This is a genomic window from Bacillus sp. NPDC094064 (genome assembly GCF_050279585.1).
Classification (GTDB): domain Bacteria; phylum Bacillota; class Bacilli; order Bacillales; family Bacillaceae_G; genus Bacillus_A.
In genome coordinates this window covers 1-21,919 of sequence record NZ_JBNNUI010000007.1, presented here as the reverse complement: position 1 = coordinate 21,919, position 21,919 = coordinate 1, and the positions used below count along the sequence as shown (strand labels likewise).

The 21,919-nt window shown below is 36.5% G+C and carries 24 protein-coding genes, 7 tRNA genes and 4 riboswitches; of the genes, 2 read left to right on the top strand and 29 right to left on the bottom strand.

Translation table 11 applies throughout. The annotated features are described in order from the left end of the window. Positions 1-65: 65 nt before the first annotated feature. The 20 genes from ACQKNI_RS16665 to tenA form a co-directional block, all read right to left on the bottom strand. Positions 66-269 (bottom strand): hypothetical protein, encoded by a 204-nt coding sequence (locus ACQKNI_RS16665; RefSeq protein WP_088232370.1) that lies wholly within the window; start codon positions 267-269, stop codon positions 66-68. Between the two features lie 69 nt (positions 270-338). After that, positions 339-1,193 carry a patatin-like phospholipase family protein gene (locus ACQKNI_RS16660; RefSeq protein WP_088232369.1) on the bottom strand — a complete coding sequence of 285 codons (855 nt, stop codon included), beginning with the start codon at positions 1,191-1,193 and terminating at the stop codon, positions 339-341. Between the two features lie 193 nt (positions 1,194-1,386). Then, the gene (gene kdpDN, locus ACQKNI_RS16655) at positions 1,387-2,541 is read right to left on the bottom strand and encodes a KdpD-like non-kinase potassium sensor (protein WP_088232368.1); all 1,155 of its coding nucleotides are present in this window, start codon (positions 2,539-2,541) and stop codon (positions 1,387-1,389) included. 56 nt (positions 2,542-2,597) lie between these two features. Further along, positions 2,598-3,179, bottom strand: a complete 582-nt coding sequence (kdpC, locus tag ACQKNI_RS16650; protein WP_088232367.1) for a K(+)-transporting ATPase subunit C — start codon at positions 3,177-3,179, stop codon at positions 2,598-2,600. A gap of 16 nt (positions 3,180-3,195) precedes the next feature. Next, on the bottom strand, positions 3,196-5,286 hold the full coding sequence (kdpB, locus tag ACQKNI_RS16645; RefSeq protein ID WP_140417471.1) for a potassium-transporting ATPase subunit KdpB: 2,091 nt from the start codon (positions 5,284-5,286) through the stop codon (positions 3,196-3,198). Positions 5,287-5,299: 13 nt separating this feature from the next. After that, positions 5,300-6,967 (bottom strand): potassium-transporting ATPase subunit KdpA, encoded by a 1,668-nt coding sequence (gene kdpA, locus ACQKNI_RS16640; RefSeq protein ID WP_427282504.1) that lies wholly within the window; start codon positions 6,965-6,967, stop codon positions 5,300-5,302. A gap of 19 nt (positions 6,968-6,986) precedes the next feature. Continuing rightward, positions 6,987-7,067: a K(+)-transporting ATPase subunit F gene (gene kdpF / locus ACQKNI_RS16635; RefSeq protein WP_000972378.1), complete on the bottom strand. Its 81-nt coding sequence runs from the start codon at positions 7,065-7,067 to the stop codon at positions 6,987-6,989. Then, positions 7,064-7,168 (bottom strand): hypothetical protein, encoded by a 105-nt coding sequence (locus tag ACQKNI_RS16630; protein ID WP_088232364.1) that lies wholly within the window; start codon positions 7,166-7,168, stop codon positions 7,064-7,066. Before ACQKNI_RS16630 ends, kdpF begins: the two co-directional genes overlap by 4 nt. A gap of 93 nt (positions 7,169-7,261) precedes the next feature. Beyond that, positions 7,262-7,407, bottom strand: a riboswitch (cyclic di-AMP (ydaO/yuaA leader). A 259-nt stretch (positions 7,408-7,666) separates the two neighbouring features. Continuing rightward, a complete protein-coding gene (locus ACQKNI_RS16625; RefSeq protein WP_280147284.1) occupies positions 7,667-7,897 on the bottom strand; it encodes a hypothetical protein in 231 nt (76 codons plus the stop codon). Positions 7,898-7,913: 16 nt separating this feature from the next. After that, entirely contained in the window at positions 7,914-8,300 is a 387-nt protein-coding gene (locus ACQKNI_RS16620) for a hypothetical protein (RefSeq protein ID WP_280147283.1), read from the bottom strand. Between the two features lie 93 nt (positions 8,301-8,393). Further along, positions 8,394-8,541, bottom strand: a riboswitch (cyclic di-AMP (ydaO/yuaA leader). A 531-nt stretch (positions 8,542-9,072) separates the two neighbouring features. Continuing rightward, complete coding sequence (gene thiD, locus ACQKNI_RS16615) at positions 9,073-9,894, bottom strand: bifunctional hydroxymethylpyrimidine kinase/phosphomethylpyrimidine kinase (RefSeq protein ID WP_280147282.1); 822 nt, start codon at positions 9,892-9,894, stop codon at positions 9,073-9,075. A 6-nt stretch (positions 9,895-9,900) separates the two neighbouring features. Beyond that, positions 9,901-10,920, bottom strand: coding sequence for a thiazole biosynthesis adenylyltransferase ThiF (gene thiF, locus ACQKNI_RS16610; RefSeq protein ID WP_088232360.1), 1,020 nt, complete (start codon positions 10,918-10,920; stop codon positions 9,901-9,903). Continuing rightward, entirely contained in the window at positions 10,913-11,683 is a 771-nt protein-coding gene (gene thiG, locus ACQKNI_RS16605; protein ID WP_088232359.1) for a thiazole synthase, read from the bottom strand. The genes thiF and thiG overlap by 8 nt, the downstream gene beginning before the upstream one ends. Positions 11,684-11,685: 2 nt before the next feature. After that, positions 11,686-11,889 carry a sulfur carrier protein ThiS gene (gene thiS / locus ACQKNI_RS16600; RefSeq protein WP_088232358.1) on the bottom strand — a complete coding sequence of 68 codons (204 nt, stop codon included), beginning with the start codon at positions 11,887-11,889 and terminating at the stop codon, positions 11,686-11,688. A 15-nt stretch (positions 11,890-11,904) separates the two neighbouring features. After that, a complete protein-coding gene (gene thiO, locus ACQKNI_RS16595) occupies positions 11,905-13,014 on the bottom strand; it encodes a glycine oxidase ThiO (protein WP_088232357.1) in 1,110 nt (369 codons plus the stop codon). Continuing rightward, on the bottom strand, positions 13,007-13,627 hold the full coding sequence (gene tenI / locus ACQKNI_RS16590; RefSeq protein ID WP_088232356.1) for a thiazole tautomerase TenI: 621 nt from the start codon (positions 13,625-13,627) through the stop codon (positions 13,007-13,009). The genes thiO and tenI overlap by 8 nt, the downstream gene beginning before the upstream one ends. 10 nt (positions 13,628-13,637) lie before the next feature. Beyond that, on the bottom strand, positions 13,638-14,639 hold the full coding sequence (locus ACQKNI_RS16585; RefSeq protein ID WP_088232355.1) for an ABC transporter substrate-binding protein: 1,002 nt from the start codon (positions 14,637-14,639) through the stop codon (positions 13,638-13,640). Then, a complete protein-coding gene (locus ACQKNI_RS16580; RefSeq protein WP_088232483.1) occupies positions 14,636-15,388 on the bottom strand; it encodes an ABC transporter permease in 753 nt (250 codons plus the stop codon). Before ACQKNI_RS16580 ends, ACQKNI_RS16585 begins: the two co-directional genes overlap by 4 nt. Further along, positions 15,388-16,137: an ABC transporter ATP-binding protein gene (locus ACQKNI_RS16575; protein ID WP_088232354.1), complete on the bottom strand. Its 750-nt coding sequence runs from the start codon at positions 16,135-16,137 to the stop codon at positions 15,388-15,390. Before ACQKNI_RS16575 ends, ACQKNI_RS16580 begins: the two co-directional genes overlap by 1 nt. Then, a complete protein-coding gene (tenA, locus tag ACQKNI_RS16570) occupies positions 16,106-16,801 on the bottom strand; it encodes a thiaminase II (RefSeq protein ID WP_088232353.1) in 696 nt (231 codons plus the stop codon). Before tenA ends, ACQKNI_RS16575 begins: the two co-directional genes overlap by 32 nt. 84 nt (positions 16,802-16,885) lie before the next feature. After that, positions 16,886-16,988, bottom strand: a riboswitch (TPP riboswitch). 60 nt (positions 16,989-17,048) lie between these two features. Further along, positions 17,049-17,160, bottom strand: a riboswitch (TPP riboswitch). Positions 17,161-17,429: 269 nt separating this feature from the next. On the opposite strand from tenA, the gene ACQKNI_RS16565 reads away from it, so the two are divergent. After that, positions 17,430-18,590 carry an SH3 domain-containing protein gene (locus ACQKNI_RS16565; protein WP_088232352.1) on the top strand — a complete coding sequence of 387 codons (1,161 nt, stop codon included), beginning with the start codon at positions 17,430-17,432 and terminating at the stop codon, positions 18,588-18,590. A 5-nt stretch (positions 18,591-18,595) separates the two neighbouring features. Beyond that, complete coding sequence (locus ACQKNI_RS16560) at positions 18,596-18,928, top strand: hypothetical protein (protein WP_088232351.1); 333 nt, start codon at positions 18,596-18,598, stop codon at positions 18,926-18,928. A 240-nt stretch (positions 18,929-19,168) separates the two neighbouring features. Here the strand turns inward: ACQKNI_RS16560 and ACQKNI_RS16555 are convergent, their stop codons facing one another. The 9 genes from ACQKNI_RS16555 to ACQKNI_RS16515 form a co-directional block, all read right to left on the bottom strand. Continuing rightward, positions 19,169-20,320: a DUF3965 domain-containing protein gene (locus tag ACQKNI_RS16555; protein WP_088232349.1), complete on the bottom strand. Its 1,152-nt coding sequence runs from the start codon at positions 20,318-20,320 to the stop codon at positions 19,169-19,171. Positions 20,321-20,792: 472 nt separating this feature from the next. After that, a complete protein-coding gene (locus ACQKNI_RS16550) occupies positions 20,793-21,212 on the bottom strand; it encodes a CBS domain-containing protein (protein ID WP_088232348.1) in 420 nt (139 codons plus the stop codon). 129 nt (positions 21,213-21,341) lie between these two features. Beyond that, positions 21,342-21,413: transfer RNA gene (locus ACQKNI_RS16545), tRNA-Glu, on the bottom strand. 1 nt (position 21,414) lies between these two features. Further along, positions 21,415-21,489 (bottom strand) — tRNA-Asn (locus ACQKNI_RS16540). A gap of 7 nt (positions 21,490-21,496) precedes the next feature. After that, a tRNA-Ile gene (locus ACQKNI_RS16535) sits at positions 21,497-21,573 on the bottom strand. Positions 21,574-21,583: 10 nt separating this feature from the next. Continuing rightward, positions 21,584-21,654 (bottom strand) — tRNA-Trp (locus ACQKNI_RS16530). Between the two features lie 6 nt (positions 21,655-21,660). Beyond that, positions 21,661-21,733, bottom strand: a tRNA-Thr gene (locus ACQKNI_RS16525). 10 nt (positions 21,734-21,743) lie between these two features. Continuing rightward, positions 21,744-21,819, bottom strand: a tRNA-Phe gene (locus tag ACQKNI_RS16520). Between the two features lie 8 nt (positions 21,820-21,827). Further along, positions 21,828-21,903 (bottom strand) — tRNA-Asp (locus tag ACQKNI_RS16515). Between the last annotated feature and the right edge of the window lie 16 nt (positions 21,904-21,919).

Genomic DNA, 21,919 nt, shown 5'->3' with positions numbered 1-21,919 from the left:
CAACAATCACACGAAAGTCTCCACTATTCCTAAACTATGAAAAAGATAACAGAAGTTACAAATTATTAATATTTCTCATTCACCTGTAATTCTTTACTATACTTTTGAATAAAAATTGATGAAATAACCATTATCATCCCTACACTACAACCAATAAGCTGATCTAATAGTATTTCATCATGAATGAACCAACGCAGTAAAAATACGCTACTAAAAATAAACATCATAGTAAACCCAGTATGTCTAAGCCCTTTATATACATTTTCCATATGTATCACCTCTCCACATACCTTTATCCATATTATACCATAAACAAAAAAACCTCTATATAGAGGTTTTTAGCTTTGCAAAAACGCCTGTAAATCCGCAAATTGTCTCTTTGCATCTTCATAGCCTTGTTCATATAAACTTTGTAATTTCGCCTTATCTTTTTCCATACGATCTACTTGAAGCGGCAATTCTGGTCGGATGACAAATAAATTACCATCTTGCTCTTCTTTTTCAATGTAGTGAAGTGTTTCATTATACACTTCATAACGATTTAACATCGTGTTAACAAGGTTCGGATATTTTTTATAAGCTTTCGCTGCCACCCATCCGAACTTTGATTTTTTCTTCGCGTAACCATGATTTCTCGTTAAAATAACGACTGACTTTTTAAATCCATCTTCCTGTGCTTTACGAACTGGGATCGGATCAGAAATCCCGCCATCTAACAATTGTTTACCACGGTAATTTACTACTGGTGCAATGAAAGGCAACGAACTAGAAGCTTGTAATAAATTTAGTGCATCATCATTCGTTCCCTCTTTTTCAAAATAAACAGACTGTCCTGTTTCACAATCTGTTGTTCCTATAAGGAAACGCTCTGGGCTATTAAAATATGTTTCAAAATCAAATGGGACATGTTTTTCTGGAATTTCATGAAAAATGAAATCCATATCAAATAACTGACGTTTTCTCCATAAGTTTTTATACGATAAATATTTCGGATGCGATGCATAATCAATATTTACTGTCTTATTTCTATTTCTTTGCCTGGAAAGATACGACGCTGCATGACAAGCACCAGCTGATACACCGATTACATATGGAAAATATAAATCTTGTTCCATAAAGTATTCTAGTATCCCGCCCGTATATACACCACGCATACCGCCGCCTTCTAATACTAACCCTGTATTTTCAAGCATGTTACTCTCTCCTCTTTATATATATTGACTCTTTAATTATTCACTATGTTAAGTATCTTTTTCTATTATATATGAGTTCTTTTAGAAATTATATTCAAAAGGCTTGAAAAAAATATTTTTCGTCCACAGTCTTATACATGATAAAAACACGCACAAGGCAAAATAGAGACTACTAAAAAAGATAGCCTCTATTTTAAACTCTTTGATCCGCCACAATATGAATATCGATATACTTCGTTTCCCTCATAATTTCATTTACAATCGAACCTTTTCGTATTTCTTCCCAACGCGTTCTTGCCGATTGTCCGAGTAAAATTTGCGTTACTTGTAATCTTCTCGCGACTTCAATAATAACATCCGCTGGCTTCCTTCCTTTCGATTCTTCTAATACAAAACTTGCATCAAATTGATTCGTTAGCGACTTCCACTCTTCAATTGTTTGCTTCTTACTAGCTGAAAGAGAATCTATATTTTCTCTTTCAACGTTTAATACATACAATTCGGCGTTTAACCGATCAGCCATGCGCCATCCCCGTCTTATTAATTTCTCTGCTGTTGAACTGTATTGTACACAAACGAGAATTTTTTCTTTCACCCCAATTGGTTCTATAACGGTTTGGCTAATTTTCTCATCCATATCATCGGCAACTTCACGAAGCGATAATTCCCTTAGTGCTCCTAAATTATTAAGAGTGAAGAAATTTTGTAAGCTTTGCTGAATTTTTTCTTCCTTATATATCTTTCCATCTATTAATCTCTTCCGAAGTACCTCAGGCGTTGCATCAACAAGCTGAATTTCATTTGCTTTTTGCAAAATAAAATCTGGAATACGTTCTCGTACTTTTACATTTGTAATTTGAGCTACAATATCATGCACACTTTCTAAATGTTGAATGTTAAACGCTGATAATACAGATATTCCACAATCTAACAATTCCTGCACATCCATATAACGTTTCTTATTTTTCGACCCCGGAATATTACTATGTGCAAGTTCATCCACAACAACAATTTGCGGCGCACGCTTTATAATTCCTTCTACATCGAGTTCATAAAATACTTTTCCTTTATACTCTATTTCTTTTAAAGGAACTTTTTCTAAATCAGCAATCGCTTCTTCCGTCTCTTTTCTTCCATGTGTTTCAATTAAACCAATTACAATATCAATTCCATCTTTTTTCATTTCTCTTGCATCAAAGAGCATTTTATAACTTTTCCCTACTCCAGGAGCAGCCCCTACGTATAGCTTTAACTTCCCACGATTTTGCTGCCGAATATATTCTAAATATTCCTCTGGCGTTCGCCTTTGAAAAGTCGGTTTATAGTCATCCGCATACAACACACACACAACCTTTCTTTCGAAACAACGCTACCTCAATCTGTTAGATTGAGGTAGCTCTGTTACTATTTCATTAATTTCTGTAATTCTAAATTTAACTTTAAGACATTTACACGATCTTCTCCAAATAAACCAAGTGCAGCACCTTCTGTTTGCTCCTTAATCAATTGATTTAGTGTTTCTTTCGGAATATTCGTTAATTTCGAGATGCGATCTACCTGCACAGAAGCCGCCTTCGGACTAATATCAGGATCAAGCCCTGAACCTGAATTTGTCACTAAATCAATCGGTACTTCTGTAACTGGAACGCTCGGATTTTGTTTCTTCCACTCTTCAATACTTTTCTCTACTCGTTTCTCTAAATCTGGATTAGACGGTGCATAGTTATTTGAACCAGACGCTTCTGCTTTATATTCAATACTAGAAACACGCCCATGAAAATAGCGTGGATCTGTGAAATTTTGACCGATTAATTTAGAGCCAATCACTTCATTTTTATCATTATATATTAGACTTCCATCCGCATTATCCTTCATTACTGCTTGTGCAATCCCAGTAACAATAAGCGGATATACAAGTCCGCACAACACTAAAAATGTAAAAGTAATACGGATGATTGGTGATAGTATACTTTGTTTCTTCGCCATCTTTTTCCCCTCTTCCTTATATGAACAAGCCGACAATTATATCAATTACTTTAATTCCAATGAACGGAACGATCACGCCGCCAAGCCCATAAATGAGTAAGTTTCGGCTAAGTAGTGCATTCGAACTCATCGGTTTATATGCAATACCCTTCATTGCTAGCGGAATAAGTAACGGAATAATAACAGCGTTAAATATTAATGCTGATAAAATTGCTGAAAGCGGTGATGTTAATTTCATAATGTTTAATGCTTCCATTTGCGGAATTGCCAGTGTAAACATCGCTGGAATAATTGCAAAATATTTCGCAATATCATTCGCAATACTAAACGTCGTTAATGCACCACGCGTCATTAACAATTGCTTACCAATTCCTACAACCTCAATAATTTTCGTTGGATTCGAATCTAAATCAATCATATTCGCTGCTTCTTTCGCAGCTGTCGTCCCACTATTCATCGCTAACCCAACGTCCGCCTGCGCTAATGCTGGTGCATCATTTGTACCATCACCTGTCATCGCTACAAGTTTCCCTTTATCTTGCTCTGCTTTAATAACCGCAATTTTATCCTCTGGTTTACACTCGGCAACGAATTCATCTACCCCTGCTTCTTTTGCAATCGTTGCTGCTGTTAACGGATTATCACCTGTACACATAACCGTTTTAATCCCCATTTGGCGCAACTGTTCAAAACGCTCACGCATACCAGGTTTTACTGTATCCTTTAAATAAATTAAACCGTAAATACGATTACCTACTGCAACTACAAGTGGTGTCCCGCCCTCTTTTGAAATGAAATCTGCTTTTTGATTTACATCTTTCGGAATCGTTCCGCCTTGTGATCTAACCCATTCAATCACGCTACCTACAGCACCTTTTCTCACTTTCGTTCCGTCCTGTAAATCAACACCACTCATTCTCGTTTCTGCTTTAAATGGAACAAACTCACCTTGTTCTGCAAGTTCTCTATTATATGATATAGATTTTGCTTGCACATACTCGATAACAGATCGACCTTCTGGCGTTTCATCTAAAACAGAACTAATAGCAGCCCATTTTCCTACTTGCTCAATCGTTTCATTCCCTACAGGAAGCAATGTATGTGCCATCCGGTTCCCGAACGTAATCGTACCTGTTTTATCTAAAATAATTGTATTAATATCACCAGCAGCTTCTACTGCTTTACCTGACATTGCTAACACATTAAACTTTGTCACACGGTCCATCCCAGCAATACCAATCGCTGATAATAATCCGCCGATTGTCGTTGGAATTAAACAAACTAACAATGCAACAAGTACAGCTGTATCAATTTGAAATCCTAAATAATTTGTAAAAATCGGCAGCGTCACAACAACGATTAAGAAAATAAGCGTTAAACTCGTTAATACTGTATTTAAAGCAATCTCATTCGGTGTTTTTTGACGGGCAGCTCCTTCTACTAAAGAAATCATTTTATCAATAAATGATTCGCCAGGATTACTTGTAATGACAATTGTAATTTCATCACTTACGACCATCGTTCCGCCTGTTACGGAACAAAAATCACCGCCCGCTTCTTTTATTACAGGAGCTGATTCCCCTGTAATTGCAGATTCATCGACAGACGCTAATCCTTTAATAACTTCCCCATCATTTGGAATCATTTCACCTTGCTTTACAATAACAACGTCACCTTTTCTTAGGTCAGTTGCTGAAACTTGAACAATGTCTCCATTTTCTTTTACAACATTTGCAAACACATCTTTCTTCGATTGTTTTAAAGAATCAGCTTGTGCTTTACCACGACCTTCAGCTAACGCTTCTGCAAAGTTCGCAAATAAAACTGTAAATAATAGAATGAGAGAAACTGTTATATTAAACCATCCTGGTACACTACTAGAACTACTTGGAAGAAAGGATAAAATTAACGTAATGATAAATCCAATTTCCACAACGAACATAATCGGATTTTTTATCATTACTTTCGGATTCAATTTCGCAAAGGATTGTTTCATCGCATGTTTGACGATATCACGATCCATCGTTTTCGCTTGTCTAACCTCATCTTCTACAGCATGTACTTGTGGTTCGTTCACTCTTTTTTCTTTTACTACTACCGGTCTCATCATTTACCCTCCATTACTTCAATGTAAGAAATTCTGCCATTGGGCCAAGTACTAACATCGGGAAGAATGTTAACGCTCCAACAATTACAATCGTTCCGATGAAAATCCCTCCAAACAAACCATTATCTGTACGGAACGTTCCAACTGTTTCTGGCACTACCGTTTTTTCTTTCAGCGAAGATGCCACAGCTAGCATCGTAATTAAACTGAAATAGCGTCCTAAAAACATAACTAAACCAGTCGTAATATTCCAAAATGGTGTATTATCTGCTAAACCTTCAAATCCAGATCCGTTATTCGCAGCTGACGATGTGTATTCATATACAACTTGCGTTAAACCGTGGAAACCTGAATGAGAAACGGCATCCGTTCCTAAATTTGTTGAAAGAGCTAATACCGAAAATCCTAAAATAAGCAATGGATGAAATAATATCGTTACCGCGATTAATTTCATTTCCTTACCTTCAATTTTCTTACCTAAAAACTCTGGTGTTCGTCCTACCATTAACCCAGATATAAAGACCGCAATAATCGCATACATAATAATGTTCACAAAGCCTGCTCCAACACCGCCGTATACTGTATTTAACATCATATTTACGAGTGGAACTAACCCGCCAATTGGTGTTAACGTATCATGCATCGTATTCACCGCTCCGGTTTCAGCAGCTGTCGTTACTGTTGCGTATAGTGAAGAAAATACTGTTCCAAATCGGACCTCTTTTCCTTCTGTACTTCCTTGTACATGTTCGATACCCATTCCATTTAACGCTGGATTCCCATTTAATTCAGATGTAGTAATCGTTATAAACCCTAATAAAAACACCATAAATAGTGAAACGAAAAGGATACGACCTTGTTTTTTATTTCCTACCATTCGTCCGTACGTAAATGGAAGTGCTGTTGGCAATAACATCATAAGCATCATTTGCAAAATATTACTCATTTGTCCTGGATTTTCGAAAGGATGTGTAGAATTTGCCCCGAAAAATCCACCGCCGTTATTTCCAAGTTCCTTAATGGCAACGAATGAGGCAACTGGACCACGTAAAATACTTTGCTTCGCACCATCAATTGTTTGTGCTGTAACCGCCCCATCTAACGTTTGCGGTACACCAAGTGCAACAAAGACTAGTGCTGCAATAAATGCGATAGGAAGAAACACTCTCGTTAATGCTCTCGTAAAATCAACGAAAAAGTTACCGAGTTCTTTTCCAGCAAGCCCTCTTATAAATGCCATAACAAGCGCTAACGTCGTTGCTGGTGCCGCAAACATTAAAAACGTAATCCCAATTAATTGCGATAAATAAGATAAACCATTTTCACCGCTGTAATGTTGTAAGTTTGTATCAGCCATAAAACTAATCGCTGTATTAAAAGCGAGCGTAGGCTCCATCCCTTCAATATGCGCTGGATTTAGTGGCAATACCCCTTGTAATCTAAAAATGAAATATACAACAACAATCATAAATCCATTTAATAAAACTAATGATAATGCGTACTGTTTCCACGTTTGATTGTATGCTTTTACACCCGTAATTTTAAAAATAAGTTTTTCAAAAGGCCCGAATACTTTATCTAGCGTCTTACTCCCCTGAAAAGCTTTTTCTAAATAAATCCCCGTTGGCTTTGCTACTAAAATAAACAAGAGCATCGTAATAACGACTGCAATCCAAATCATAATGAATGATTCCCCCTAATTAAAACTTCTCTGGATTTAATAATGCATATACTAAATACACCGTAATCGCTGCGACAATAACTGATAAGGCAATCATCATGATGGCTTTCCTTCCTTCACAACTTTATCTGACCAACTTGCAAGACTCACCATCGATGCAACTAATAGAATAAACGTCCCGATCATTACAACATCTAACATAGCTACCCCTCGCTTTTGTTAAAATTTACCATCTAGTTATCAAAAAAGAACACTAAGCTCTACTTAGTGTTCTAAACGAACAACACAAAGTAAACCTCCTCTCTAAACGCTTACGAGGTTAGCTGTCGGATTCGGGCCTAAAGAGTAGCCCTACTTTCAAAACTGAAAGATTCACCCCAAGTGACGATGCACAAAATTGGTTCCCCCGCTCCATTTCTGGAACTCAGCGATTTTAGGTTTTTTTGGAAATTTTATGAATGATTTATGAGAGTAAATATACTCCTCTATATTTCACTTGTAAAGAGCTAAATTACTGAAAATAAGAAAAAATCCATCTATTTAAACGCTTACATTTGGTATTATTAATATTCTTTCATCTGTTTTCTCGTCTTTTCTTTCTTTTTCACAGAAATAACCTTTTAACTACGAAAGAAAAGAGCGAATAACATGAAGTGCATAGCTTGTCGCACTTAGCATTCGCTCTTTTTTATTCACTATTTATTCTCCTCGTAAAAATGTACGCAAATTTCTCCCGCGAATATAAACTTGTGACAATTCTGCATGGAGCTGCTCATATTCGATAACATCTGCTTTTAAATATAAAGCGTCTTTTGATGGCAATATGATATAGGGCCTTGGAAAAATAGGGTCGAGCACAACTAATTCTTGAACTCGATCTACCGATACCGCCCAACGATTCGCTATATCTCCTAGCAACAAAACCTTCATCTTCTTTTCCCCCACCCTATTCAAAAAATAAAAAAGAAATATTATCACAATTCGTAAACACGACAAATGTAGCTCCAATTATTTCATAGAGCCTCGCTGGATATCGTTTATTCCTTGTAACAACAGTAATAGGTGCTTGAAAAGAAAAGCGAATGTGTTCTGTAAAGAAACTAATGATTGGAAGCTCATCCCCTAGTAAAATCACCTTCTTAATACACTCACAAATACTAGTAAAATCCTGCCCCTTACTACAACTATACGTCCAATCAAACCCACAATTCCTCACTTCAGCCGCTATCTCTTCATTTGCTGTAAAAATAATTAGCTCATGTTGAAAGGCTACTAAATCTATTAAACTATTTACCTTGCTTTCTTCTCCAACACAAATAAGTGTTAGTTCCATGTACCTCATCCTCCTTAGCATAAAAGAACTCAAACGTAGATTGATATTCCCCTATACTAATCGGGCCGATGAAGTGATGTATCCATCCTGGCACCGTCCTCTCTCAAGACGCTTACGAAGTTAGCTGTCGGGTTCGGACTTTGAGAGTAGCCCTACTTGCAAAACTGAAAGATTCACCCCAAGTGACACTGCACAAATTGGTTCCTCCGCTCCATACATTTGGACTCAGCGTATTACAAAAAATGTATTCTGGCTGATATATTACTCTTGTATTTGGAAAAAGTAAACAGGAGAAATCTCCTCAAAATCAAGTTTTTTATTGTTAAACATTATAAATATTTACACTCAATAGGAATTTTCATTAATCGTATTGTAATAATACTAAGTAAAGAAATGATTAAAAATTAAAGATGAAATGAGGATGGTATATGACCGAGGATAAAAAGAAAAATTTTATTCAAATAATAACTATTCTAGGCAATTCGTCACTAATAATTCTAGCGATTTTAGTTACTATTCCTAGTTATACTGAATTCCGTACTACATTAGAAATCATTTTTTTAATTTCTTGTTTGTTATTAATTTATAGTAAACACTTAAGTAATAATAAGAAAGCTATGATTCCCTATGTTATATTTTTCATATTAATATCATCACACCTTTTATATACTTTACTCATCTAAAGGACACATGTAAGCCAATCATATTTGCTAACATATATTAAAAATCATTAATAACCCGTGGGGATATAGCCCCACGGGTTAAATTTTCACTATGCTTGTGTTTTATTCAACTTATACGCAAAATGATTCGTCGGTCCATGACCACTGCCAATATTCAACGGCACTTCAATTGCTATACTAATAAATCGTTTTGCTTCTTGAACTGCCTCTTCGATTGAATGCCCTTTCGCAAGTCCTGCTGTAACTGCTGAAGCAAATGTACAGCCACTTCCGTGCGTTTGTTTCGAAGGAATTCGTTCACTTCTAAATTCAATAAACTCTTCTCCATCAAAAAGTAAATCAATTACTTCATTACCTTGATATTCCGCATGTCCGCCCTTCATAAGCACGTATTTAGCACCTAATTCGTGCAATATCTTCGCAGCTTCCTTACTATCTTCAATATTATGAATCTCCATCCCAGTTAACACTTCTGCTTCAGGAACATTTGGTGTTATAACAGTTGCTACTGGTAATAAATATTCTTTTAATGCTTGCACTGCTTCTTGTTGTAATAGTGATGCTCCACCTTTTGCAATCATAACAGGATCTAACACAATATTATTCCAGCCAAATTTCTTAATCTGTTCTGCCACAATTTGAATAATTTCACTACTAAACAACATTCCTAGTTTCACAGCATCTGGTGTTAAATCCGTACCAATTGAATTCAGCTGTTCCGTAATACCTTCTAACGGAACAGGATATACCCCTTGCACACCAAGCGTGTTTTGAGCAGTAATTGCCGTAATAGCTGTCATTCCATACACACCAAGCTCTTGGAATGTTTTTAAATCTGCTTGAATTCCAGCACCGCCGCCACTATCAGACCCTGCAATTGTTAAAGCTTTATTTACTTTCATCCCACTCATCCTTTTCTATCCAAAATAGCGATGATAAATCGTTTTTGCTTCACTTATATCTTTCGTTCCATGTACGAGTACACGTCCATCTTTAAAGGCAACCAATCTCTTCTCTTCAATAGAAAATGATAGTAAATATGGATTTACATTTAAATCTGTCACGCGACCTTTCAGCAACCCTTTATATTGTTCAAAATTCATTTCCTCTTTATAAGGTGGCCTAATTTGAACTGTATTTCTCCCGCATAAAACTGCTGTTTTCGATGTATTTTCTTTATTTAAATACGGATATAATGCATTCTCTCCGCACGAAGGACAATTATGCTTACGAAGCTTTTGTACATTCATACATGAATATTCATTCTTCCACACATCAAACGATACAAGTCCATCCCGGAGTGACTCATAATCTTCTACTAGCAGTTTAAGCGCTTCTGTTACTTGATGAGAAACGACAAGAGATACAGCAGGCGATATAATACCCGCTGTATCACATGTTGCTCCGCCAAGCGGAATCGATTGTAATAAACATGATAAACATGGCGTTTTACTAGGAAGAATGGTGTAAGAAAGGCCGTAACTCCCCACACATGCCCCGTAAATCCATGGAATAGAATATTTTTGTGCTATATCATTTACAATGAAACGCGTTTCGAAATTATCAGTTGCATCAATAATTACATCAACGTTTGTAACAAGCTCTTCTAATTCCTCAGCTGTTACATCTTGAACGAGAGCTTCTACTCTTACTTCACTATTAATCACTTCTAGACGCTTCTTTGCTGCTACAGCCTTCGGAAGGTTATTCTCTACATCACTCTCTGCGTACAATTGCTGCCTTTGTAAATTACTCCAATCAACATAATCCCGGTCAACAATCGTTACTGTACCAACGCCTGCTCTTACGAACATTTCTGCATTTGCACTACCTAGTGCGCCTGCACCGATAATGAGTACATGCTTTTCTCTTATTTTTTGTTGTCCTTCTTCTCCAATTGGAGAAAATAGTTCTTGGCGAGAATATCGATTATTCAACTACGCTCATTCCTTCTAAAGGACTACTTGCAGTTGCACAACGCTTACGTGCAATACGACCTGCTTCAAATCCTAAACGTCCTGCTTCAATACTTAATTTCATTGCCTGTGCCATTTTAATAGGGTCTTTTGCACCAGACACTGCTGTATTTAATAACACGCCATCTGCTCCTAATTCCATTGCAAATGCCGCATCAGCTGGGCTACCGATACCTGCATCAACGATAACTGGTACTGTCGCTTGTTCAATAATGAAACTTAAATTTAACGGATTTACAATACCAAGCCCTGAACCAATTGGAGATGCTCCTGGCATAATCGCGTGCACGCCAAGTTCTTGTAATTTACGTGCTAATACAACATCATCCGATGTGTACGGAAGTACGATAAACCCTTCTTCTAGTAACATTTCAGATGCTCTCAATGTTTCTACCGGATCAGGTAATAACGTTCTATCATCACCAATAACTTCAACTTTGATCATATCGCAAAGCCCTGAAGCTTTTGCTAATTTTGCAATACGAACAGCTTCTTCAGCATTTTTTGCTCCAGCTGTATTCGGTAATAACGTATATTTTTTTACATCAAGTTTCTCTAATAAATTAGGCTGTTTTGCATCAAATATATCCATGCGGCGTACTGCGAACGTTAAAACCTCAGCCTCAGATACATCAATTGCTTTTTGCTGTACATCAAAATCAGGGAATTTTCCTGTTCCTAATAAAAGTCTAGAATGAAATGAAAATGGTCCAATGTTTAACATAATCAACCGCCTCCTACGAAAGTTACAATCTCAATTTGGTCTCCATCAAAAACAGATGTATCTTTATGATCATCTTTTTGTAAAATATCTTTATTACGCTCTACTACAACAATTCTGTTATCTAACTCTAAATGTGTAAGTAACTCAGCTACTGTTTTCACACTCGCTGGCACTTCCATTTGGTTACCATTAATTTTTAAATTCAAACTTCCATCCCCTTTCTAAACCATTTTAGAAAGCAATGAATCTAGCAAGTGATTCTCCTGCTTTCCTTCTATTAAATCAGCCATATACTGACCAGAAACAGGGCTTAATAAAATACCGTTTCGATAATGCCCAGTACAAGCATATAAACCTTTTATTTCTTCATGCTCTCCCATATAAGGAGCTTCATGATTCGATTGTGGCCTTAATCCAGCCCATGTGCTTTCCCACTCTGCCTCTTTTAAAGCCGGTAATATTGTATAAGCACGCTCTAATATAGAAGTAATACTTTCTGGCTGTACAGTTTTATTGAACGTATGAGGCTTCATCGTTGCCCCAATTACGTAACGCCCACCGCGCTTTGGTGCAATGTAAAATCTTTCTTGGAAAATAGGTGCCTTTAAAAGTGGTTTTCTGCTTCTTACTGCAACCACTTCTCCTTTAACTGGATATGTACCCCAATCACGGTGAAAATGGCCTAGTAGCTTCGTGCTCCATGAACCTCCTGCAATAACGACTTTCTCACACGCGATAATACCTTCGCTTGTAACAATTCCAGTCACTTTATTATTTTCAATACGAATATCAAATACCTCTGTCTGTTCATATATATCGGCACCGGAAATGGCTGCAGACTGTGCGAGTGCTTTCGTAAGCTCTGGTGCAATAACGTGACCATCTTTCGGATAATATACCGCTCCGATAATTGATTCGGATAGAAACGGCTCTTTTTCTCGTAAATGGTCTCCTGTTAGAAAATAGGAATCTTCACCTGTTTTTTGCTGCCAATCCATAATGTGAAGAATTCTTTCCTTCTCCCCTTCATTTTGAGCAATGCGATATATTCCTTTTTCCTCATATCCAATATCAATACCCGTCTTTTCACGTAAAACTGTTGCAAGTTTTGGGAATATAGCACGGCTTTCTCTAGCAAGTTCAAATAGCGGGTCATACGCATCCCATTCTGCCTGAACACCGAGCAGGCCAGCAGCAGCTTTCGAGGCTTCCGAGGCAATTCTCTGCTTCTCTATAATTGCTACTTTATGTCCTCTTTCTGCTAGAAAATGTGCAACTGAACTACCAATTACACCACCGCCAATAATCGCTACATCATACTTCTCACACATGTTTCCCCGCCCACTTTCTTATTGATTCCTTATAAGATTTCGCTCTGCTATACGGGTTACTATTACTTACAATTCCAGACATAACAGCAATTCCACTTACTTCACTTGCAAGAACATCCCTTGTATTTTCAGGAGTAATTCCTCCAATAGCTATAATCGGTATCGATAAGCTCTTTGCAATGTCCGAAATTTCCTCTAACCCTCTCGCTGGCACACCTTTTTTGCAATCTGTTGGGAATACATGGCCATAAACGAGCGAATTAGCCCCATTCTTAAAAGCCTCTATCGCTTCTTCTAAAGAATGTACGGAATAACCAACATGCAAATACGAAAACTTTTCTTTCACTGACCTTACATCTGTGCTTCGATACCCTAGCTGTACACGCGGGATATTTAATAAAACAGCAATATCAATTCGGTCATTTATAACAAGTTTAGATGCCGGAAAGCCTTTTTTTAAAAGGCTTTCCACCCCTTCATATAATTCCTTTGTACTTTTCTCACGCTCACGAATATGCAAATAATCAATCTCACTCTCAATTTGCATCGCTACATTCACTAACTCTTCGAACGGCATATGGCCATTTGAGATTACGTGAAGCTCATTTTTCATATTCATTCGCCTACTTTAAAATATTTTCGAATAGCTCATCGGCTGGAACGATTTCTTTCGTCATTCCTTTGTCTTTCAACCATTTACTTTGTTTCTCCCAAGACTCTTTTGAATCTGATAAGAATGGCTCATCTTTCGTTTCCATCTTCTCTAATAAAATTTTCATACTTTCTTTTTCAACTTCTGGCACAAGCGGGAAGTTTTCTTTTTCTTGATGATCTAATAAAATATTTAATGCTTCATCAGGGTTTTTCTTCATAAAGTCATACCCCTTTTTCGCCCCGCGTAAAAAGGCTTGCAGAGCTTCTTTATCTTTTTCCAATGTTTTGTCACCTGTTACAAACACAAGCTCATGATAATTCGGTACGCCGTAATCAGCTGGATTAAAGTACGCTGGTTCATGACCTTCATGACGCATAACAGGTACTTCATGGTTAATGTATGCCCCTGTTACAGCATCTACTTTTTTCGTAATTAATGCTGGCACTAAATCAAAGCCTACATCAACTACTTTCACTGTATCTGGATTACCACCATCTTCTTTTACCATCGTTTTTAAATATGCTTCACTTAAAGGCGTTCCAGAGTAACCTACTGTTTTGCCTTCTAAATCTTTCGGTGATTGAATGCCTGCTGATTTCAGCGATACAACATGATTTAACGGTGAACGTACGACAGCTCCAATTGATTTCACTGGAATTTGTTCATTTGCTCTAGCCATGACAACATCTGGCTGATAATATAAGCCCACTGTTACTTTTCCTGCAGCCGCCAACGTTAATGGATCAGTCGGATTAGAAGGGAATTTAATATTTACCTTTACTCCTTCTTCTTTAAAGTATCCTTTTTCAATTGCTGCATAAATAAAGCTATGCACCGCATTTGGGTACCAATCAAGCATGACCGTTATTTCTTTCTCTTTTTTCCCCTTGTCTGATGCTGAATTACTTGAACATCCAGCAATCATTGCAACTAATAATGTAAACACAATGATGCGTTTTAAAAATTTCATGAATGCTTCCTCCAACTAATGAATTTCTTTTCTAACATAGAAATAAGTATGACGAAAAAAATAGCTAATAATGATAGCAATACAATTGGTGCAAATACCCCCGCACCATCTAACTGCGTCATCATCCTTTTACTGAAATATCCAAGCCCAGCTTGTGCACCGAGCCATTCCCCAATTGCTGCTCCAATCACACTAAGTGGGACTGCAATTTTTAAAGCCGAGAAAAAATAAGGAAGAGCAGATGGCAACTTTAACTTAAGAAAAACGTCTTTTTTCGTTGCTCCATATGTAACTAAGAGCTCCTCCCATTCTTTTTTCGTACTACGCAGTCCATCATACGTATTGACCGCAATCGGGAAAAACGTAATTAAAACTGTAACAACGACCTTACTCCAGATTGTGTATCCAAACCATAAAACGAAGAGCGGAGCAAGCGCGGTAATCGGGATCGTTTGTGAGGCAACTAATAATGGATAAAAAGCTCTTTCCATCCATGTACTCGCATTCATTAACATTGCTAGCCCCACACCTAATACGACAGAAATAACAACACCTATTAAAACGACGTATAACGTTGCCGGCAAATGAACCGTAAATAATATATCTTTTAGTTTCCATATCTTCATTACGATTGCAGACGGTGACGGTAAAATGTACATCTCATCTACAATTCTTGCGCCTATTTCCCACATAACAAGTAAAATACTAGAAAGTGTAATGGCAGGAACTAATTCTTTCAATCGGTTCATCATACAAGTACCTGCCTTTGTAACATACTAAGAAGTTCCTCTTTCAGCGCTAACACGTCCGGTTTATATAAATCCTTTCGTGTTCTGTTATGGCCAAGTGGCACAATTCGCTCAGTCAAAGTCGTTATCGGTTGCTGTTCCACTACTAAAATTCGATTCGAAAGGAACAATGCTTCTTCAACATCATGAGTAATGAATAAAATTGTTTTTTCCCACTCTTTCCATTGTTCAAACAACCATTCTTGCAAAGAAGCCTTCGTTAAAGCATCTAACGCGCTAAACGGTTCATCTAATAACAATATCTCTCCGCCTGTTAACAATGTTCGAATAAAAGATACACGCTGTCTCATACCTCCAGATAAATCTTTCGGATATTTTTTCTCGTATCCTTGTAAACCAAATTTATGCAACAGTTCCTTTGCCTTCACTTGCGCTTCTTTCTTCTGCACACCTTGGCACTCTAGCGGCAGGGCCGCATTTTCAATAATCGTTCTCCATGGCAGGAGCATATCTTTTTGGGGCATATACCCTACAGGATGACTCTTTGTTTCTGTCAGCTCTATCTTTCCAGCGCTTGCTTCTTCTAAGCCTGTTATAAGGCGAAATAAAGTACTTTTCCCACAACCACTTGGTCCGATAATACTGACAAATTCTTTATCTTGTATAGAAGCATTTAATTCACTGATGATTGGTTTCTCATCATAATGAAAAGAAACATTATGAAACTGTAGTATGTTCTTGCTCCTCAAATCCCCACATCTCCTTACGATAGGACATATCCCAGAATAAATATTCAAATCGGCTGGAATATAAGAAAATCTCCTCTAATCGTTCTAACTCTTTCTCTGACTTTCCAACTGCCATTTCATTTAATAAATCAATTAACCAAACACAAAGATTACCGTATTCTTCAGAACTATATCCTTGAATCCATTCGCCAAAGAACTCATGATCTCTTGCTCCCGGAATATCATTTAAACGCTTTCCAATTTCCCAGTAACTCCACATACACGGAAGAAGTGCTGCGATTAATTCTGCAAGTGTGCCATTTTGAGATACTGACATCATATAGTTTGTATAAGCTAAATTTTTAGCAGATGGTTTTGCAGATTCCATTTCTTCTACAGAAATACCCAGTCGTTTTGCATATTGTTTATGAATCGTCATTTCTCCATTTAATATTCCATCAATTTGTTCAGCAAATTTCCCCATTATTTGTGGGTTCGTTGCCTTTACAACACCAATTGCATATAGCTTTGCATAATCTAATAGATATAAATAATCTTGAATAATATAATACTGAAATCTATCTTTTTCTAACGTACCATCCCCCATACCTACTACAAACGGATGATTATGACTTTTCTCCCAAACAGGTTGCACAGTTTCTAATAATCTATCGCAAAACTTCATTTCTATTTCCCCCTTCAATATATATATCTAAATAAAAAAACCACTTCTATATAAGAAGTGGTTACAGCAAATAAAATTATACATTTATTCGTTGTTCCACTTCCCTTCGCTAGTATTACCTAGATCAGGTCTGTAAGGGTTAAGGATTAGTCCTCTCTCAGCACATCAAGCACCCCTAGTGGTTTCAATATGAAATTTTTAAATAAAAAAGCCCCGTTTCTATACGCAAAGAAACGGGGACTCATAGTTAGTGTCCGAATTGCTTCCCTACGCTAGCATAATCTAGATCAGGTAATGAAAAGGATCAAAGGCTTACGGCCTACTCTCAGCTGGCAACACCAGCTCTCCTAGCAAACTATAAAATTATCACTGTCAGTATAACACCGTAATAAGACATCATCAACTGTTTTAATTTTCTCAATTGTCAACAAAATCATCAAGCTATACAATAATTATATTCCATTTTAGAAAATGATATCCTAATTAATTGGATTAAAAAGAATCATTATCCTCAAAAAATTTATTTTTATATTGATTTCATATTACATTTATGTGAATACCCCCACTATATTATATCTTTATACTATAATAAAATTACAACTATACAACTAGAGGAGGTCTCTATTATATGAATATGAAAGCTACTGCTTTAACAGCAACTACTGTCGCAATTGCTTCTTTACTACCTTCTATGGGCGAAACAAATGTACAAAAAGCAAACGCTGAACAATTATCTAATGTTAAAACTGGATATGTCAAAGTCGACCAAGCAACTTTACATAAAGAAGACAATACAAATAGCACATCTATTGATACGATCCGCTTTAATACGAAAGTGAATATACTTGAAACAACGAATGATTGGTATAAAGTATCTGTTAATAATAAAGTAGGTTACGTACAAAAAGATGCTATTCTACTAAAAAACAAACTTCAATCTAATAATCAATACATCGTCAATGCTAATGCATTAAACGTTCGCTCTGAACCTAATTTAGAGTCTTCAATTTTAGATGTATTACCAAACGGTAAGTTCATTACCATTCAAGAAGAACAAGGCGAATGGTATAAAATTTTACATAATGGTCAAACAGGTTATGTACAAAAAGCATTCATATCTAATGGTTCACAGCCTTTAGTAAAAGGAACTACAGTTCAAAATAATACGAAGTACACAGTTGCAACACCAAAACTTAATGTACGTAGTAATGCTAGTACAAGTAGTGCTCTACTTGGTTCATTACAAAATGGTACACAAGTACAAGTAGTAGAAACTGTAGGAACTTGGTATAAAATTCGTTTTGGTACAGGATACGGATATGTGGCAAAACACTATATAGTACAAAATCAACCGCAATCACAAGCTCAAACAGCTCAATCTTCTTCAATTCCAGCTGCTTTCAAATTTCCTACTCAAGGAAAAGTTAGCTCAACCTTTGATATGCGCTGGGAACAAATGCATTATGGTATAGATATTGCAGCACAAGGTAACGTCTCTATTCAAGCTGCTGCTGCAGGTAAAGTTGTGAAATCTTATTATTCAGCTAGTTATGGTAATGTCGTGTTCATCTCCCATCAAATAAACGATAAATTATATACAACCGTTTATGCTCATATGAAAGACCGCACTGTACAAGTTGGTGATCAAGTACAAACTGGGCAATTAGTAGGTCATATGGGAAACACAGGTCATTCATACGGACAACATCTCCACTTTGAGCTACACAATGGAGAATGGAATTTTGAAAAAACAAATGCAGTAAATCCACTGCCATATTTAGTTAGGTAAATTGTATGCCACGCAATATACCTCTCTTAATTGAATACTTAGCCTTTTTAGGTTTAATTTTTTGTTTAATCATTTATAATACGAACACTGTATTTTTATCTATTATCATTGCCTTTGTTGCTTTAGAAATTATGATGGAATCATTTCAAGTGCAACTAAAACTAAAAATTGCCCATATCTATAATGCTATTTTTCTATTAAGTGCCCTTATAACAAATGTTATTAGTAATGGTTTTTATGTATCTACCGTACTTCCTGTATTCTTTATGGCTATTTTATTATTCATAGCTAGATACGTGAATGTCCCTAATAATAAAAAACATGAACAAGAGGCTTAGAAAAAGGAGACACTGTGTACCAATCTTTCAAAGATACTCCAATGAAATATATATTGAATTTATATGAAAAAACAAATACTTTTTTTGGTATACAAGGAAGTTATACTGCACAATTTCTCCTTTATGGAATGTTATTTCTCATCTTAATTACTTTCTCCTTGTTTTACTAGCAAAAAAGGATCTCACATAAATTTGAGATCCTTTTTAATTTATATTAAATTTTCATATAAACAGTACTGTTTATCCACAAGCATATTTTTCATAAATAAAACTCAGATTATATTTTTTCTCTAAGCTCATTCTTTGTTCATCGTCGCACCAATAGAATAAAATATCATGAATCGTTGCATAACGCTTATTTTTAAGAAATAGTTTAAAGAATGATGGTAAACAATCATGTAATTGTATAAAGATATAATTGCGTAATATTTCTTCCTTATATTCAATGCCCTTACAAATATACAGTAATTCTTCACAATAATATGCATGCTGTGGAACTTGAATCATTTCGAAAAAAGGCACATAAGAAAGTAACTTTCCAATAAAATGACCATAACGATCCATTACCCCTATCGTCATATGTTCCATCATTTCTTTCATTACATATAAATAATCATCTACATGTGTTGTCTTTAGTGGGTCTAATCGATCGGAAATTTGAGAAAGTACAGCTCTTTGACAAGCTAAAACCGCTTGACTCGGTCCATAATATGATAAAAAGTCTGTACACTTACGATATTTTCGTAATAAGTCATGTGTATATAAATCATACACAAAAGTATTACAATACATCGCTAGACTCATCATATCACTATTTAATTGCTCTTTTGACAGTAACTTCGCTCTCTTGCACATATAAAAGAATGTAAATTCCAATACTTCTTTATGGGATAATAGATGTTTACAATCTGTGATACATTTCTCATTAAATTTAACTCTATCCCAAATTTCTGCATCCTCATCTCTTAATTCACCAATACGATATTTAATAATTAAGTAGTTTAAAGCAACCACTTGCGTCAAAAGGTCCCATGTTTCATATTCTAATGACGTTTGGACAAACTCATCTAGCCCTTGTGTTTTCATAAAAGTATTTGCCTCTTCATACCAACCAATCTCTTGGCATAGACGTAGAATACGTACTAAAGTTGGGATTTCATCTTTATGAAACTGCGGTAGATTTTTCACTTTATTTATTCCGTATACGATAAACGCCGCTACATTTTCTTCTTTATAAAATTCTTTTTCTTTCCACACTAATATAGTACGCTCGTTCCCTTCACCTTTTGGATGACAAGGTACAAGCAAAGAAAATAATTCAGCGAAATTAGTTGGTTCTATATATGTATCTGTAACCAAATTCCAATTCGGATCACCCTGTACAGCCCTCATATAATTCTCCTTCCCTTTTTATCCCGCTATTTGCGGGCAGTAAGACTCCCACCTCAAAATTCAGCGAATGCGAGGAAATTAGGTGGGAGATAACTGCACATAAAAGCCCGACTCTTTCAACTAATAATCAGTTGGATGATGAATCCCTCCCCTGCTGATTAAAGTTTCACTTTATCTACATAAGAAATATTAATTCATTGTTACATCAATAATGATAAATATTGTTATATTCAAAATCTATCATAATGCTTATATCTATCAGTATATCATTTTTTCTCTTATTAAAAATTAGGAATGACAAATGTTACAAAACTGTCGAAAATATGAACTGTATACCTATTATATAATGCCCTAGATACATCACGCTAACATATTAGTTTAGTCTATATACTAGAATGATGTATCTGTTCTTCATACGTAATTTATCTTACTATTTGCGGGCAGTAGACTTCCATTTATTAAGGTTTTATCTTTATTCTGTATGTCCCGATATTTCGCCTAAAGCAAATCCCGCTTGATCATCTGTCGATTCTCTTATAGCTAAGTCACCTAATGCTAACATCCCAACTAATTGACCGCTTTCAACTACTGGTAATCGTCTAATTTGATACTGTGCCATTAATTCTGTAGCCTTTTCAATCGCATCATCTGGAGAAACTGAAACAATGTTTGTTGTCATGACATTTGTAATTTTATTAGATCCAGGATGTTTCTCAGCAATCCCTCGAACAACTAAATCGCGATCAGTAACAAGCCCAACAACTTGTTCATTTTCAACAACAGGAATCAATCCAACCGATTCTTCTTTCATCTTTACAGCGGCCTCATATACATTATCTAGCGGTGTACAATGTACAATATGAGTACTCATAAGTTCTCGAACTCGTGTCATTTTTATCTCCTCCTTTTAATACATACCATAGCTTTTCCTAAATCCCTTTATTTATTTCAGAAAAAGAAGATGATAAAAGAGGATTAAACATAATAAAAAAGAGTCAGCATATTGCTGACTCTTTTTTTATGACCCGTACGGGATTCGAACCCGTGTTACCGCCGTGAAAGGGCGGTGTCTTAACCACTTGACCAACGGGCCATGGCTCCGCAGGTAGGACTCGAACCTACGACCGATCGGTTAACAGCCGATAGCTCTACCACTGAGCTACTGCGGAATATATATGGTGGGCCTAAATGGACTCGAACCATCGACCTCACGCTTATCAGGCGTGCGCTCTAACCAGCTGAGCTATAGGCCCATATACTTTACAGGGGCAGTAGGAATCGAACCCACACTGGAGGTTTTGGAGACCTCAGTTCTACCTTTAAACTATGCCCCTAAATGATGCCGGCTAGAGGACTTGAACCCCCAACCTACTGATTACAAGTCAGTTGCTCTACCAATTGAGCTAAGCCGGCATAAAAAAAATGGTGGCTCGGGACGGAATCGAACCGCCGACACGAGGATTTTCAGTCCTCTGCTCTACCGACTGAGCTACCGAGCCAACATAAATGGCGGTCCCGACCGGGGTCGAACCGGCGATCTCCTGCGTGACAGGCAGGCATGTTAACCACTACACCACGGGACCATTTGGTTGCGGGGAC

What these genes read in the sequence shown, in the direction of transcription:
- ACQKNI_RS16660 (WP_088232369.1), bottom strand. Translation starts at nt 1,193, where the DNA reads ATGCTTGAAAATACAGGGTTAGTATTAGAAGGCGGCGGTATGCGTGGT.
- tenA (WP_088232353.1), bottom strand. Translation starts at nt 16,801, where the DNA reads ATGAAGTTTTGCGATAGATTATTAGAAACTGTGCAACCTGTTTGGGAG.
- ACQKNI_RS16585 (WP_088232355.1), bottom strand. Translation starts at nt 14,639, where the DNA reads ATGAAATTTTTAAAACGCATCATTGTGTTTACATTATTAGTTGCAATG.
- ACQKNI_RS16555 (WP_088232349.1), bottom strand. Translation starts at nt 20,320, where the DNA reads ATGAGGGCTGTACAGGGTGATCCGAATTGGAATTTGGTTACAGATACA.
- ACQKNI_RS16625 (WP_280147284.1), bottom strand. Translation starts at nt 7,897, where the DNA reads ATGAAGGTTTTGTTGCTAGGAGATATAGCGAATCGTTGGGCGGTATCG.
- ACQKNI_RS16665 (WP_088232370.1), bottom strand. Translation starts at nt 269, where the DNA reads ATGGAAAATGTATATAAAGGGCTTAGACATACTGGGTTTACTATGATG.
- kdpA (WP_427282504.1), bottom strand. Translation starts at nt 6,967, where the DNA reads ATGATTTGGATTGCAGTCGTTATTACGATGCTCTTGTTTATTTTAGTA.
- kdpB (WP_140417471.1), bottom strand. Translation starts at nt 5,286, where the DNA reads ATGAGACCGGTAGTAGTAAAAGAAAAAAGAGTGAACGAACCACAAGTA.
- kdpC (WP_088232367.1), bottom strand. Translation starts at nt 3,179, where the DNA reads ATGGCGAAGAAACAAAGTATACTATCACCAATCATCCGTATTACTTTT.
- tenI (WP_088232356.1), bottom strand. Translation starts at nt 13,627, where the DNA reads ATGAAAAATGAGCTTCACGTAATCTCAAATGGCCATATGCCGTTCGAA.
- ACQKNI_RS16560 (WP_088232351.1), top strand. Translation starts at nt 18,596, where the DNA reads ATGCCACGCAATATACCTCTCTTAATTGAATACTTAGCCTTTTTAGGT.
- ACQKNI_RS16550 (WP_088232348.1), bottom strand. Translation starts at nt 21,212, where the DNA reads ATGACACGAGTTCGAGAACTTATGAGTACTCATATTGTACATTGTACA.
- ACQKNI_RS16630 (WP_088232364.1), bottom strand. Translation starts at nt 7,168, where the DNA reads ATGTTAGATGTTGTAATGATCGGGACGTTTATTCTATTAGTTGCATCG.
- ACQKNI_RS16565 (WP_088232352.1), top strand. Translation starts at nt 17,430, where the DNA reads ATGAATATGAAAGCTACTGCTTTAACAGCAACTACTGTCGCAATTGCT.
- thiD (WP_280147282.1), bottom strand. Translation starts at nt 9,894, where the DNA reads ATGAGTGGGATGAAAGTAAATAAAGCTTTAACAATTGCAGGGTCTGAT.
- ACQKNI_RS16620 (WP_280147283.1), bottom strand. Translation starts at nt 8,300, where the DNA reads ATGGAACTAACACTTATTTGTGTTGGAGAAGAAAGCAAGGTAAATAGT.
- thiO (WP_088232357.1), bottom strand. Translation starts at nt 13,014, where the DNA reads ATGTGTGAGAAGTATGATGTAGCGATTATTGGCGGTGGTGTAATTGGT.
- thiG (WP_088232359.1), bottom strand. Translation starts at nt 11,683, where the DNA reads ATGTTAAACATTGGACCATTTTCATTTCATTCTAGACTTTTATTAGGA.
- kdpF (WP_000972378.1), bottom strand. Translation starts at nt 7,067, where the DNA reads ATGATGATTGCCTTATCAGTTATTGTCGCAGCGATTACGGTGTATTTA.
- ACQKNI_RS16580 (WP_088232483.1), bottom strand. Translation starts at nt 15,388, where the DNA reads ATGAACCGATTGAAAGAATTAGTTCCTGCCATTACACTTTCTAGTATT.